This window comes from Nonomuraea solani, from assembly GCF_900108335.1.
Taxonomy (GTDB): domain Bacteria; phylum Actinomycetota; class Actinomycetes; order Streptosporangiales; family Streptosporangiaceae; genus Nonomuraea; species Nonomuraea solani.
In genome coordinates, this window is the sequence record NZ_FNVT01000004.1 from 59316 (window position 1) to 72500 (window position 13185).

The window sequence follows — 13185 nt, forward strand, 5'->3', positions numbered from 1 at the left end:
CTCGCTTGGCGGGCTGTTCGTCGCCGCGGCCTTCTTCGGTCTCCGCTCGCTTCGTCTGGTCTGGTGCTTTTGGCCTCCCCTGCCGGTTTTCGGCCGTTTCGGTCGGGGGATGTGGCTGATAGGTCAGGCCGTCGTTGGTGGTTTCGTCCGCCGGGGTGCTTGATGTGATGGCGGGTTCGGCCAGGTCGCGGAGGTGGTCGATGTCGACGGTGCGGCGGTTGCGGTAGAGCGCCAGCACGATGGCCAGGCCGAGGCCCACCTCGGCGGCCGCGATGACGATGACGAAGAGGGTCAGCACCTGGCCGCTGTGCAGGCGGTCTCCCAGCCAGACGTCGAACGCGACCAGGTTGAGGTTGACGGCGTTGAGCATCAGCTCCACCGACATCAGCACGAGGATCGTGTTGCGCCGGGCGAGCACGCCGTAGACGCCGATGGAGAAGAGGAGCGCGGAGACGACCGCCGGGTAGACGATGTGCACTAATGACCCCCGGTCTGGTCGGGCGGCGGGCCGCCCACGGTCCGGTCGGGTGATGCGGTGTTCCCCGGCTGGGGCTTTTCGGGGCGTGCGTTTCCGGCCCGCTCTGAGCTAGGCGCGTTTTCTAGTGCCGTGGTGGCTGCGGTTGTCGTGGGTGCTTCCGCGCTCCCGGTCGCGCCGTTGCCCGTCGTGGTGTTGTCGGCGCCGTTCGGGGAGCCGCTTGGGATGCCTGGGCGGGACGGGTCGTTCGGGGAGCCGCCCGGGATGTCGGTGCGGGACAGGACGATGGCGCCGATCAAGGCGGCCAGCAGGAGGACCGACAGCGCCTCGAACGGGAGCACCCAGGTGGCGAACACGCTGGCGCCGAGCTCCTTCGCGGCTCCCTGGCCGGGGGTGAGCGGGGTGTAGGCCGTACGGAAGCCGTCGATGACCACCGTGACCAGGATGGCCGCCGTCGCCACCGCCACCAGGGCCGAGACCGGTCTGTTGCCGCTGTCGAGGTCGGCGGAGCGGCCGATGGGGGCGCGGGTGAGCATGATGCCGAACAGCATCAGGACCACCACCGCGCCCACATAGATCAGGACCTGGACCCAGGCCACGAACTCCGCGGTCAGGACGAGATAGCCGCCGGCCAGGGCGCCGAAGCAGAGCACCAGCCAGAGGGCGGCGTGGACCAGTTGTTTGGTCGTGACGACGAGCAGCGCTGAACCAACCGCCACCGCACCCAGCAGCAAGAAGACGATCTCTTGCCCGGTGGGTGACAGGTAGGAGGGCACCGCCTCGGTCACGACTCCTCCTCGGACTCCCTCGTGTCATCAGGGCCGAGCCGCCCCGGCGGTCGGATGGACCGTGGATCGGCCATCTTTCGCCTGCGGGGGCTCGCGGCAGAAGTCTGCTCCTCCGCTTCGGGTTCCGGTTGCGGTTCGCCCGAGGCTGTGGACAACTTTTGTGGGGGCGGTCGTCCTGTGGATGAAGTCTGGCTCTGGGGCTGCTCTGGGGTCGGACCGGCGGCCGGCTCGTTGTCGGCGGGCGGGGTGGGGCCGGTCTCCGCGGTGGCGCCGGCATCTCCCTGGCCTGGCCCCGCGTCGCCGGCGTCCGGGCCGGTCTCTGTGGCGGCACCTTCATCGTCCGGGCGGGTCCCGACGGTGGTGTCAGCCTGGCCGGGCTCTGTGGGCTGGGTGTCTGTCGCGGGGGTGGGCTCGTCTCCTGGCTGTTGGGGCTCAGGAGTGGTGGCGGGGGCGTCGGGTGGGAGGGCTCCTGGGGGGCGGATTCCTCGGACGTTCGTCACGGCGCGGCGGGGGCGGCCCGGGGTGCGTGATGGCGTTGCGGGGCCGGTTTCCGGCGCCTCCGTGGTCGGGGACTCGGCTGCGGGCTTTGTCTCCAAGGTGCCGGGCGTGGTGTCCGGCGTTGGTTCCGCGGTGGGAGCCGGGGCGTCGGCGGGAGGGGCCGCTGGGGCGCTGTCCTGCTGCGTGGTGGTCTCTTTTGTGGCCGTACGGGGGCGGGGGGCGGCCGTACGGGCGGGGCGGTCTGCCGCTGGGCGGCGGGGGGCGGCCGTCAGTTCCTTGGGAGGCTCGGCGCCTGGGTCGTGGGGCGGAGGCACGGGGACCGTTTGGGTCCAGGTGGCGAGCTTGTCCTTTTCGTGGAGGAGGTTGCGGATGTCGCCTTCCGCGTACTCGAACTCCGGGGACCAGAAGAGGGCGTCGAAGGGGCAGACCTCGATGCAGATGCCGCAGTACATGCACAGCGCGAAGTCGATGGCGAACCGATCGAGGACGTTGCGCTGGCGGGCGCGGCCGCCTTCAGGGGCGGGGATCGTCTCCTTGTGGGAGTCGATGTAGATGCACCAGTCGGGACACTCTCGGGCACAGAGCATGCAAGAGGTGCAGTTTTCCTCAACCAGGGCGATAACGCCTCGACTGCGGGGCGGGAGGGTGGGCTTGACCTCGGGATATTGCTGCGTGACCGATTTGCGCAACATGTGGCGAAGGGTGATGGACAGCCCCTTTGCCAGTCCGACTCCCGGAATCCGCGCCATGGTTCAACATCATGACGTACTTGGCCGCGCAGGTGAATGAGCCAGGGCGTTGTCCCCAGTTTTTCCACAGTCATCCACAGGTTGGGGGGAGGTTATCCACAAGCTGTGTGCATAGCCGGTACGAAACTCGGCGGGGCGATAGTCTCTCGGCCATGCAGCACAGCCATCAGATCCGTCCCAGTGGCGGGGCGTGGGCGGCCGCGATCGTGTGGGCCATTCTGCCCCTGATCTCGTGCGGCCTGGCGACCCCGTTCACGATCGGGTTCGCGGGTTTCTGGCTGCGCAGCGTCTGGCAGATCATCGCCGCGTCCGCCTACCTGGTCGGCATCGGGTCGTTCGTGATCGCGGCTTTGGCGTACGACAACTTCGACGACATTCCTCAGCCTCTGTCCGGGCTCGTCTCGCTGGGGCTGGTGGTCAGCTGGATCGGCGGCGTGATCCACTCCGGGATTCTGGTGCCCTTCATGGTGAAGGCCCGGCTCAAGGCACCCGCGTACCCGCACCTGAATCCGCACCTGGATCCGCGGGTGGATCTGGGTCAGCGGACCACCGCGCCCACCCACCATCATCGGCCGCGGCCCGGGCAACTGGAGTGGATCGGGCACTATCGGGTGCTGCGGTCGCTGGGGCGCGGTGGACAAGGGGCGGTTTATCTGGCCATGGCGCCCAACGGGGTGCGGGTGGCCGTGAAGGTGCTGCACGATCTGGTCGATGAGACGGCGCGGGCGCGGTTCGCGCGGGAGGTGGAGACGGCCAGGCGGGTGGCGACGTTTTCCACAGCCCGGGTGCTGGACGTGAACATCAACGGGCAGCACGCGTACATCGTCAGCGAATATGTGGAAGGGCCGTCGCTCGAACAGCTCGTCAAGAAGCACGGGCCGCGGGATCAGGACGGGCTGACGCGGCTGGCGTTGTCCACAGCCGGGGCGTTGGCGGCCATCCACAAGGCGGGGATCGTGCATCGTGACTTCAAGCCGAGCAATGTGCTGATCGGGCACGACGGGCCGCGGGTGATCGACTTCGGGATCGCGCGGGCGCTTGATCAGGTGACGATGACGTCCGGGAAAATGGTGGGGACGCCGCCCTATATGTCGCCTGAGCAGTTGACCGGGGAGGCTGTGGGGCCGGCTTCCGATGTGTTCAGCTGGGCTGTGACGATGATGTTCGCGGCTACGGGGCGGCCGGCGTTCGGGGAGGACACGGTGCCCGCGGTGTTCAACCGGGTGCTCACCTTCCACCCGGACTTATCGCCGTTGCCGCCCGGTTTACGAGGGATTGTCGGGGCCTGTCTCAACAAGCGGCCTGATGAGCGGCCTTCAGCTTCGGAAGTGATGTTGGCGATCGTTCGCTGAGGTGGGGTGGGCGTTGGCCGCGGGGCTTGGCTCGTGCGGTTGAGGTTGCGGTACGGGGTGAGGCGGTGCCGAATCTGCGGGCGGGTGATGGCGTCGGTCTGCGGGTGGGTGATGGCCAGGCCTCGGGGTGGGTGGTGCCGCAGGTTTGCGGGTGAGCGTGGGACAGATCTGCGGGTGGATGGTGGCACAGGTCCACGGGTGGGTGGTGGCGCAGGTCTGCACGGTGGGCAGTCCCCTGTCGGCGCGGGGCGAGCCTGCGGCGGGCAGGCCCTTCGTAGGCGCGGGTGAGAGTGCGGCGGACGGGCCCTTCGTAGGCGCGAGGCCGTCGGTGGGCAGTCCCCGGTCGGCGCGGGGCGAGCCTGGGGCGGGCAGGCCCTTCGTAGGCGCGGGGCCGTCGGTGGGGCAGTCCCCTGTCGGCGCGGGAGAGGGTGAAGGCGAGCGGCACCTCCGTCGATGCGGGGAGAGGGTGGCGGCGGTCCTTTGTCGGCTCGGGCCGAGGGTGATGGCAGGCAGCGCCATTGTCGGCGTGGAGAGGGTGACGGTGGGCAGCCCCTCCGGTGGTGCGGGAGAGGGTGACGGTGGGCAGCCCCTTCGGTGGTGCGGGAGAGGGTGGCGGCTGGCGGTTCTTTTCGTTGGCGCGGGGTGAGAGTGGTGGGGAGGTGGTCTTTCCCATGGAGGTAGTTGGGAGGCTGTCTCTCTCCTTGAGCTGAGGTGGAGAGGCTCCTTGGGTTGGGGTGGAGAGGGTTAGGGGGTGGCGTCTTTGCTGCCCTTGGTGAGGGACAGGTATTCCTCGTGTGTTACCCGGTGTACGGCGAGCATGAGGCCGTGGCGGTCGGCGAAGCGGTTGGCTTCCTCTGGGGACCAGCGGCCGGGGAGGTGATGGAGGGAGCGGCCGAATCGGTCGAGGATTAGCAGGCCCGTCAGGTTTTCGTAGCTGTAGAGGAGCAGGCTGAACGCCTGGCCGTGGTTCTCACCTCGGTAGATTTCGGTAATGGCTTCGTTGCCGTACGTTATCTGGAGTTTGGTGGCGGATTTGGCGCTGAGATAAGGGCCGCCCGCAGGGCCGAGGACTGTGCCGCGTTTTCTGCGCCAGCGGTGGGCGCGGGCCATTGCGGGGCGGAGGAACAACAAGGCGGGGCTGAAGGCCACCACCAGCCATTTGGCTTCGAGGATGTCCAGGATCAGGCGGCCGATCGAGGACAGGCCGCGCCAGGCGGCCCACAGTCCGAGTGAGGCCAGGTACGCCATGACGACCACGCCCGCCACGGCCACGCCGATGGCTACGGGTTTGCGCCACTTGGCGATGGAAGGCAAGGGTAGGCCGCGAATGCGTTGCCAACCTGGGGCTCGGGCGGCCAGGACGGCTTTCATTTCGCCTGGTGAGCGGTCGCGGGCGTCCTCCAAGGGGAGGCCGGCCTTGAGAGCGAAGTCGCGCAGGTGGGGTGGGTACCAGTCGCCGGGTAAGTCGGCCAGGACCAGGCCGTCGGTGTCCAGGGCGGCGAGGCCCTCGGTGGAGTCGTGGCGGTAATGGTAAAGGCGTGATGGTGCCAGTCGTACGGATTCGCCGGTGACATTGTTCGTGACCGTCAGCGTGCGGTCATGGTCGCCGGACGTGAGTACGGTTTTCGGGCATGGGCTGTCTTTGGTCGCCCCTGCGCATGGATGGAGTTGATTCACGAGTCATTCCCCCTGAGCCCCGGGCCCCCTGCCCATGCTCAGAAGGACGAATAAGGCGGAATTAAAGTTTCAGGCTAGATGAGGACCTTGACGACGCCGGTGAGTGCCAACTGGACGAGCGCCAGAGGGACGAGTACGGCCCAGGCGAGTTTCTGGAGTTGGTCCTCGCGAAGCCGGGGATAGGTCACGCGCAGCCAGATCACGATGAACGCCAGCACGAAGACCTTGACCAGCGTCCAGAGCCAGCCGGGCAGGAAAGGACCCTGCCAGCCGCCCAGGAACAGCACCGTGGTCAGGAACGACAGGACGACGATTCCGGCGTACTCGGCGAGCATGAAGAGCGCGAAGCGCATGCCGGTGTATTCGGTCATCGGGCCCATGATGATCTCGGACTCGGCGATCGGCATGTCGAACGGCGGGCGCCGCAGCTCGGCCAGGCCCGCCAGGAAGAACACGACGCCGCCGATGGCCTGCCACGGCAGCCACCACCACTGCCACGCCGCGGCGATCCCGGGAAGCGACAGTGTGCCCGCCGCCATGGCCACCGACGAGGCGGCCAGGACCAGCGGCAGTTCGTACGACATGAGCTGAGCCGCCGACCGCATGCCGCCGAGCACGGAGTACTTGTTGGCCGACGCCCACCCCGCCATGATCGAGCCGAGCACCCCGATGCCCATGACGGCGAGGACGAAGAAGAGGCCGAGGTCGAGGTCCACGGCCACGAAGTCGCGGTCGAAGGGGATGGCGATCAGCACGACCAGGTACGGGACCAGCGCCACCCCAGGGGCGATCATGAAGATGCGGCGGTCGGCCGCGGCCGGGATGACGTCCTCCTTCTGCGCGAACTTCACCCCGTCGGCGATGAGCTGCGCCCAGCCGTGGAAGCCGCCCGCGTACATGGGCCCGAGGCGCGACTGCATGTGCGCCATGACCTTGTGCTCGGTCTGACCGATGATCAGCGGCAGGACCAGGAAGGCGACGAGGATGACGGCGAAGCTGAGGATGACGTCAAGCATCGGGCGGCCCCCAGTCGGCTGGTACTCCTGGCGGAAGCGTCTTGCGGCGGCTCGGCGAGCCGTGCCCGGACTCGCCGGGCTCCTTGGCGCCCGGCCACGGCTTGGCCACGCGGGCGGCCAGGATGAAATCCTTGCGGAGCGGGTGGCCCTCGAAGCCGTCGGGCAGGAGCAGCGGCACCAGGTGGGGATGCCCGTCGAAGATCACACCGAACATCTCGTACGTCTCGCGCTCGTGCCAGTTCGCCCCGCGATAGACGCCGACGGCGGTGGGCAGGTGCGGGTCCTCGCGCGGCACCCGGGTGCGCAGCAGCAGGCGCCGGCCGGCCTCCGGGTTGTAGACGTGGACCACGATCTGGAAGGACTCGGGCGGGTCGTCGACGCCGGTCAGCCAGTCGAAGAAGGTGTGGCCGAGGTCGTCGCGGACGTGGGTGAGCAGCTCGATCCAGTCGGCGGGGGCGACGTCGATGGTGGTGTCGCCGTACGACTCGGTGATCTGAGCACGCTCGCCGAACCGCTCGGCAACGCGGTCGGCGGCCGGGCCGGTCATGCCTGGTCCGTGTGGGTGCGGGACCAGACGTAGCGGTCGCTGAGCTTCTCGCCGGCGATCTTCTCCTGGAGTTTCATGATCCCGTACAGGAGCGCTTCGGGTCTGGGCGGGCAGCCGGGTACGTAGACGTCCACCGGGATGATCTGGTCCACGCCGTTGGTCACGCAGTAGGAGTCCCAGTAGGGGCCGCCGGTGTTGGAGCAGGCGCCGAACGAGATCACGTACTTGGGATCGGGCATCTGCTCGTAGAGGCGCTTGACGGCGGGGGCCATCTTGTCGGTGACCGTGCCCGAGACGATCATGAGGTCGGCCTGCCGCGGGCCGTTCGCGAACGGGATCACGCCGAAGCGGATGAAGTCGTGCCGGCTGGTCGAGGTCGCGATGAACTCGATGGCGCAGCAGGCCAGCCCGAAGTTGAAGACCCACAGGGAATAGCGGCGCCCCCAGTTGAGCACGAAGCGCATGGGCTTGGGTGCCAACCTGGAGATGGGGCCCACGGTGGGCATCGGGAGATCCGTTGCTGCCATGGGTCCATTCTGACGCGGATCACATGTCAGGCAAAGGAATCAGTGGTACAGGGCTGATTGGGCGTTTTCTCTGACCGTTCCGGCCACGCGCGCGGCGGGGGCTTCGAGCTCGTGCTCGACGGCCTCCGTCATGTGCACCCTGGCTTCCGGGTACGCCAGCAGCGCCACCCATTCCATCCGCAGGTACGTCGCCGGATGCGTCTGGTCCACCCGCAGCTCTTCCAGGCGGGCGGCGCGGCGGCGGCGTTCGTACTCGGAGTCGGGCACCTCGTTCACGGCCGCCCGCAGCGATGCCCACATGTCCTCGGGTTTCCTGAAATGGGCGCTCGTGCCCAGGAACCTGGCGGCGGAAATCGCCCTGGTGACCAGCCCGTCCAGCAGCGAGTGCATGGCAGGCGCGCCCGCCACCCGCGCGCCCATCTCGTCGGCCCGATATTCGGCACGCTGCGACGAGCGGTACAGCAGCAGTTCCATCACCAGGATGAGCCCGCGCACGGGCAACCCGAGCACCGCCAGCAGGGTCTCGGCGAAGAACCGGGCCACGCCGTCGCCCGATTCCCAGTCGAACCTCGTCACGTCGCGCAGCACGTGGAGCGAGTGCAGCGCGCCGCCCACGACGAGCCCGTGCCGGCCGTCGCCGTTGCTCGAATGGGCCATCTCGTGGGCCAGGAGCGCGACTCGTTCCTGCGGGGTGAGGATCAGCCACAGGGGGTAACCGATCTCGACCAAGCGCCGGCGCCGGCGGCCGTAGGTGCGGAACGAGGCGTTCACCGCGCCGCTGACGGCCACCACGTCGGTCCTGGGCGCTCCGACCTCGGCGCCGATCCGGTCGAGCAGGGCGAACAGGGACGGGGCGTCGTCGCGGGTGAGGCGCTCGGCGCCCTGCGGGAAGGGTACGGGGCGGGGGCGCAGCAGCCAGGCCAGGTCGAGGGCCACGATGGCGGGCAGGATGAGGAAGAGGGTCCAGCGGGTCAGGAGGTACAGGCCGAGGAGGAGGAAGGCGGGGGCGAGAAGGTGGACCAGCCAGGCTAGGGCGAGGCTCGCAACCCTGGCCGAACCCGCCGAAGGGGCGGCGAAAGGTGGGGTGGCGACAGGCAAGGGGGCATTGAGCGGGGAGGTAAAGGCCGGGGCGACAAGGGGCGGGCCGACGATGGGTGATTCGGCGGTGGGCGATTCCGCGCTGGGTGGGGCAACCGCAGGTGATTGCGGGGCGGGTGCGGGTGATTCCGTGGTGAGCCGGTGGGGGCCGGTGATGCTGGTGTGCAGGTCGCGGACGAGGCGGGCCTGGAAGCGGGACACAAGGGCCGACATACGGGACACGCGGACCGGCAGGTGGGACGGGCGCGCGAGTGAAGCGTCCTGGGAAGCGTCACGTGAGACGTCGCGTAAGACGTTCCAGTCGCAGGCTGGGCACCACGCGGGAAAACCAGGTTTGACGGAGTGGCCGCACTCGGGACAGGTGGACATGGCACATCAAGGTGCCAGAGCGCCAAAGCTCAAGTCCAGGTCAGGACCCGTTTGCGCCAGGCGTACACAATGCCCAGCGCGATGAACCCCAAAAAGACGAACATCTCCACCAGCGTCGTCACCCCGTAGCCGGGCGCGTCGAAGACGGTGGCCCAGGGGAACAGGAAGACGGCGTCCACCGCGAACACCACGTACAGGTACGTGAAGACGTAGTAGCGGATCTGTGACTGCGCCCAGCCGTCACCCACCGGATCGACCCCGCACTCGTACGTGGTCAGCTTCTCCGGCGTGGGCCGCGTCGGGCGGAGGAGGCGGTTGGCGAACAGGGCGCCGGCCACGATGGCGACACCGATGGCGAGCAGCGCGGCGACGAGCACGTACGACCCGAAGTAGCCGTCCATGAGAGCGATCGTAACCCAGCGCCGGGTACCCACCCAGGTCAAAGCCTCTGGACCCATCCCCCCAAATCGGGGTAAATAGAAAGATCAACCACATACCCTGACATCCATGCATAAATCGCGATTCTTCGCCGGAATCGCTCTGCTGGCCCTCTCGGCCTCGGGCTGCGGTCTGGCCGCCGCCGCCCCCGGGAGGGACGTCCTGGTCCCGGCAGAGCCGACGCTGATCGACTTCGTCGACCCGGCGACCGTCGTCGGCCTGTCCACCAGGACGCTCACCGAAGGCGACGCCTCCGGCAGCCGATACGTGCACATCAACTATCCCGAGCTGGCCGAGGCCCCCGCGCTCAACAAGGCCCTGCGCGCCCAGGCCGAACGCCAGCTCAAGGACTTCCGCGCCCGCACCAAGGGCGACGACCCCGTCCACCCCCGCCCAGAGCTGAACGTGGACTGGCAGCTCGCCGCCGCCTCCCCCCAGGCGGTCGCGGTACGGCTGCGCACCGGCGAGACCACCGGCGAGAACTGGGGCAACTCCACGCGTACGTACTGGTTCGACCCCCGCGAGGGCAAAGCGTTCGCCTCTACAGGCCTGCTCTCCGGCGAAAAGGCACAAGAACGGCTCGCGGAACTGGTCAAGGACCAGCTCAAGGAGCGCGGATCACAGGTCGAGCGGGACGGCCTGACGGCCGGCGGCGACGCGTTCGACTCGATGGCGTTCAACCGGCGCGGCGACCTGGTCGTCGAGTTCGACGACTGCCAGATCGGCCCCTGCTCGCTCGGCCGCCTCGCCGTGGCGGTGCCGGCCGCGAAAACCTTCCCCCTGCTCTCGGAGCCGGGCAGGCGGGCGCAGGAGAGCGTACGCGAGGCGGCCAAGGTGGCCGTCCCCGACGACACGCCCCACATCGCCCCCACGACCGGCCCCAAGGCCACCAGCAACCGGTCCGGCAGTGTGAACTGCGCCACCACCAAATGCGTGGCGCTGACCTTCGACGACGGCCCGGGACCGCATACCGGGAGATTGCTCGACCTCTTGCTGGAGAAGGAGGCGCGGGCCACGTTCTTCACCGTGGGCAGCAACGCCGCCGCCCAGCCCGGCCTGCTGCGCCGGATGAGCGCCGAGGGCCATCTGGTCGGCAACCACAGCTGGGCGCACCGGGACCTGTCGAAGCAGGCCAGCAGCAAGATCACCGACTCCCTCCAGCGCACCGAGGAGGCCGTGTCGGCCGCCATCGGCCAGACCCCCACGCTGGTCCGGCCGCCCTACGGCGCCGTGAGCCAGGAGTTGCGGGACGTCGCACGCGAAATGGGGCTTTCCCTGGTCACCTGGGACATCGACACCGAAGACCAGCACGGAGGCGACGCCTCTCACATCGCGGACCGGGCCGTGCGCTCGGCCCGTCCAGGTGCGATCATTCTTATGCACGACATTCATCGGGAAACCGTTGACGCTGTTCCGGACATCCTCAACAGGTTGCGCGGGAAGGGTTACAGCTTCGTCACCGTTCCTGAGTTGTACGGCTCTGCGGGGATGCAGGCCGGACGCCTGTACAGGTCAGGGAACGAGCTGCCGGGTAAGCAGCCCCTGACGTAGCGCACGTAGTGGGGGGACGTATAGTTGGCGCTCGTGACCCGAACCGTCCTGTTCGCCCGCCTGCATGTGGACCTCTGCAGGCTCGCGTCCGGGCTGTGTCGTCGTTCTCCCACCTCACCCTGACTGAACTCCGACCGCGTTTACCCGCTTTGCGCGGCGTACAAACGCGTGACCTTCCGAGGATCTAGCATGGATACAGAGAACGCGCCTAAGGCAACCGCGCACTGGCGCGTCGAGGAGGACTGAGCTGTGACAAAGCAGGTCCAGCAACTCGACCGCGTGATCATCAGATTCGCTGGAGACTCCGGCGACGGCATGCAGCTCACCGGCGACCGTTTTACCGCGGGCACGGCGGAGTTCGGCAACGACCTGTCGACTCTCCCCAACTTTCCCGCTGAGATCCGCGCACCCGCAGGCACCCTGCCCGGCGTGTCGAGTTTCCAGTTGCACTTCGCCGACCACGACATTTTGACACCCGGCGACGCGCCGAACGTGCTCGTGGCGATGAACCCGGCCGCGCTCAAGGCCAACCTGGGCGACCTGCCCAGGGGCGCGGACCTCATCGTGAACATCGACGAGTTCACCAAGCGCAACCTGCAGAAGGTCGGCTACGCGGCCAACCCGCTGGAGGACGACTCACTCAGCGAGTGGCGGGTGCACGCGGTCCCGCTGACCTCGCTCACCGTGAAGGCCCTCGAAGGTTTCGACCTGTCCAAAAAGGACGCGGAGCGGTCGAAGAACATGTTCGCCCTCGGCCTGCTGTCGTGGCTCTACCACCGGCCGACCGAGCAGACCATCAGGTTCCTCGAACAGAAGTTCGCCAAGAAGCCCGACCTCGCCAAGGCCAACGTCGCGGCCTTCCAGGCAGGCTGGAACTTCGGTGAGACGACCGAGTCCTTCTCCGTCTCGTACGAGGTCAAGCCCGCTCGCCTGACCCCGGGCGTCTACCGCAACATCTCCGGCAACCAGGCGCTCGCCTACGGCCTGATCGCCGCGAGCGTGCAGTCGAAGCTGCCGTTGTTCCTGGGCTCCTACCCGATCACTCCGGCCAGCGACATCCTGCACGAGCTGTCGAAGCACAAGCGGTTCGGCATCCGCACGTTTCAGGCCGAGGACGAGATCGCGGGTGTCGGCGCGGCGCTGGGGGCCGCGTTCGGCGGCGCGCTGGGCGTGACCACCACCAGCGGTCCCGGTGTGGCGCTGAAGGCCGAGACCGTCGGCCTGGCGGTCACCACCGAGCTGCCGCTGATCATCGTGGACGTGCAGCGGGCCGGGCCGAGCACCGGCATGCCGACCAAGACCGAGCAGACCGACCTGCTGATGGCCATGTTCGGCCGCAACGGCGAGTCCCCGCTGCCGATCGTGGCGCCGATGTCGCCGAGCGACTGCTTCGACTCGGCCGTCGAGGCGGTCCGGATCGCGGTGAAATATCGCACGCCGGTCATGCTGCTGTCCGACGGCTACCTGGCCAACGGCTCCGAGCCGTGGCGCCTGCCCGAGGTCGCTGAGCTGCCCGACATCTCGCAGGAGTTCACGACCGAGCCCAACGGCGCCGACGGCGAGTTCCTGCCGTTCAAGCGCGACACCGAGACCCTCGCCCGCCCGTGGGCCATCCCCGGCACGCCGGGGCTGGAGCACCGCATCGGCGGCATCGAGAAGGCCGACGGCACGGGCAACATCTCCTACGACCCGAACAACCACGACCTGATGGTGCGCACGCGGGCCGCCAAGATCGACGGCATCGACGTGCCCGACCTGGAGGTCGACGACCCCGACGGCGACGCCAGGGTGCTGGTCATCGGGTGGGGCTCGACGTACGGGCCGATCGCGGCGGCCGTCCGCCGCATCAGGAAGAGCGGCGGCAAGGTCGCCCAGGCCCACCTGCGCCACCTCAACCCGCTGCCCGCCAACACCGGCGAGGTCCTCAAGCGCTACGACAAGGTGCTGCTGCCCGAGATCAACCTGGGCCAGCTGGCCCTGCTGCTCCGGGCCCGCTACCTCGTCGACGTGATCAGCTACAACCGAGTGCGCGGGCTCCCGTTCAAGGCCGAGGAGCTGGCCGGAGTCATCCAGGACGTGATCGACAGTGACCAGTGAACC

At 68.3% G+C, this 13185-nt stretch carries 12 protein-coding genes and 1 pseudogene; 4 read left to right on the top strand and 9 right to left on the bottom strand.

The genetic code is table 11. The features are described 5' to 3' along the window. Positions 1 to 196: 196 nt before the first annotated feature. The 3 genes and pseudogenes from nuoK to C4V41_RS15775 all read right to left on the bottom strand — a co-directional run. Positions 197 to 478 (bottom strand): annotated as a pseudogene (gene nuoK, locus C4V41_RS66110) (NADH-quinone oxidoreductase subunit NuoK); the annotation flags it as partial. Then, entirely contained in the window at positions 478 to 1263 is a 786-nt protein-coding gene (locus tag C4V41_RS15770; protein ID WP_235030150.1) for an NADH-quinone oxidoreductase subunit J family protein, read from the bottom strand. The pseudogene nuoK and the gene C4V41_RS15770, both read right to left, overlap by 1 nt. Next, the gene (locus C4V41_RS15775) at positions 1260 to 2510 is read right to left on the bottom strand and encodes a NuoI/complex I 23 kDa subunit family protein (RefSeq protein ID WP_103956645.1); all 1251 of its coding nucleotides are present in this window, start codon (positions 2508 to 2510) and stop codon (positions 1260 to 1262) included. The genes C4V41_RS15770 and C4V41_RS15775 overlap by 4 nt, the downstream gene beginning before the upstream one ends. A 152-nt stretch (positions 2511 to 2662) precedes the next feature. Between C4V41_RS15775 and C4V41_RS15780 the strand changes: the two genes are divergently transcribed. Further along, positions 2663 to 3862, top strand: coding sequence for a serine/threonine-protein kinase (locus tag C4V41_RS15780; protein ID WP_160150294.1), 1200 nt, complete (start codon positions 2663 to 2665; stop codon positions 3860 to 3862). Between the two features lie 744 nt (positions 3863 to 4606). Here C4V41_RS15780 and C4V41_RS60705 read toward each other — a convergent pair. The 6 genes from C4V41_RS60705 to C4V41_RS15810 all read right to left on the bottom strand — a co-directional run bounded on the left by C4V41_RS60705 (position 4607) and on the right by C4V41_RS15810 (position 9497). After that, positions 4607 to 5539, bottom strand: coding sequence for a hypothetical protein (locus C4V41_RS60705; protein WP_146103670.1), 933 nt, complete (start codon positions 5537 to 5539; stop codon positions 4607 to 4609). Between the two features lie 74 nt (positions 5540 to 5613). Then, positions 5614 to 6555, bottom strand: coding sequence for an NADH-quinone oxidoreductase subunit NuoH (gene nuoH, locus C4V41_RS15790; protein WP_103956648.1), 942 nt, complete (start codon positions 6553 to 6555; stop codon positions 5614 to 5616). After that, positions 6548 to 7102 (bottom strand): NADH-quinone oxidoreductase subunit C, encoded by a 555-nt coding sequence (locus C4V41_RS15795; protein ID WP_103956649.1) that lies wholly within the window; start codon positions 7100 to 7102, stop codon positions 6548 to 6550. The genes nuoH and C4V41_RS15795 overlap by 8 nt, the downstream gene beginning before the upstream one ends. Next, positions 7099 to 7629 carry an NADH-quinone oxidoreductase subunit B gene (locus C4V41_RS15800; RefSeq protein WP_103956650.1) on the bottom strand — a complete coding sequence of 177 codons (531 nt, stop codon included), beginning with the start codon at positions 7627 to 7629 and terminating at the stop codon, positions 7099 to 7101. The genes C4V41_RS15795 and C4V41_RS15800 overlap by 4 nt, the downstream gene beginning before the upstream one ends. 39 nt (positions 7630 to 7668) lie before the next feature. After that, positions 7669 to 8727: a M48 family metallopeptidase gene (locus C4V41_RS15805; RefSeq protein ID WP_103956651.1), complete on the bottom strand. Its 1059-nt coding sequence runs from the start codon at positions 8725 to 8727 to the stop codon at positions 7669 to 7671. 398 nt (positions 8728 to 9125) lie between these two features. Continuing rightward, the gene (locus C4V41_RS15810) at positions 9126 to 9497 is read right to left on the bottom strand and encodes an NADH-quinone oxidoreductase subunit A (protein ID WP_103956652.1); all 372 of its coding nucleotides are present in this window, start codon (positions 9495 to 9497) and stop codon (positions 9126 to 9128) included. A gap of 106 nt (positions 9498 to 9603) precedes the next feature. Here C4V41_RS15810 and C4V41_RS15815 point away from each other — a divergent pair, with 106 nt between their 5' ends. The 3 genes from C4V41_RS15815 (at position 9604) to C4V41_RS15820 (ending at position 13182) form a co-directional block, all read left to right on the top strand. Then, the gene (locus C4V41_RS15815) at positions 9604 to 11085 is read left to right on the top strand and encodes a polysaccharide deacetylase family protein (RefSeq protein ID WP_103956653.1); all 1482 of its coding nucleotides are present in this window, start codon (positions 9604 to 9606) and stop codon (positions 11083 to 11085) included. 33 nt (positions 11086 to 11118) lie between these two features. After that, positions 11119 to 11208, top strand: coding sequence for a putative leader peptide (locus tag C4V41_RS66115; protein WP_311132193.1), 90 nt, complete (start codon positions 11119 to 11121; stop codon positions 11206 to 11208). A 126-nt stretch (positions 11209 to 11334) separates the two neighbouring features. After that, complete coding sequence (locus tag C4V41_RS15820) at positions 11335 to 13182, top strand: 2-oxoacid:acceptor oxidoreductase subunit alpha (protein ID WP_103956654.1); 1848 nt, start codon at positions 11335 to 11337, stop codon at positions 13180 to 13182. The last annotated feature ends 3 nt before the right edge of the window (positions 13183 to 13185 follow it).

What these genes read in the sequence shown, in the direction of transcription:
- C4V41_RS15775 (WP_103956645.1), bottom strand. Translation starts at nt 2,510, where the DNA reads ATGGCGCGGATTCCGGGAGTCGGACTGGCAAAGGGGCTGTCCATCACC.
- C4V41_RS15780 (WP_160150294.1), top strand. Translation starts at nt 2,663, where the DNA reads ATGCAGCACAGCCATCAGATCCGTCCCAGTGGCGGGGCGTGGGCGGCC.
- nuoH (WP_103956648.1), bottom strand. Translation starts at nt 6,555, where the DNA reads ATGCTTGACGTCATCCTCAGCTTCGCCGTCATCCTCGTCGCCTTCCTG.
- C4V41_RS15795 (WP_103956649.1), bottom strand. Translation starts at nt 7,102, where the DNA reads ATGACCGGCCCGGCCGCCGACCGCGTTGCCGAGCGGTTCGGCGAGCGT.
- C4V41_RS15800 (WP_103956650.1), bottom strand. Translation starts at nt 7,629, where the DNA reads ATGGCAGCAACGGATCTCCCGATGCCCACCGTGGGCCCCATCTCCAGG.
- C4V41_RS15810 (WP_103956652.1), bottom strand. Translation starts at nt 9,497, where the DNA reads ATGGACGGCTACTTCGGGTCGTACGTGCTCGTCGCCGCGCTGCTCGCC.
- C4V41_RS15815 (WP_103956653.1), top strand. Translation starts at nt 9,604, where the DNA reads ATGCATAAATCGCGATTCTTCGCCGGAATCGCTCTGCTGGCCCTCTCG.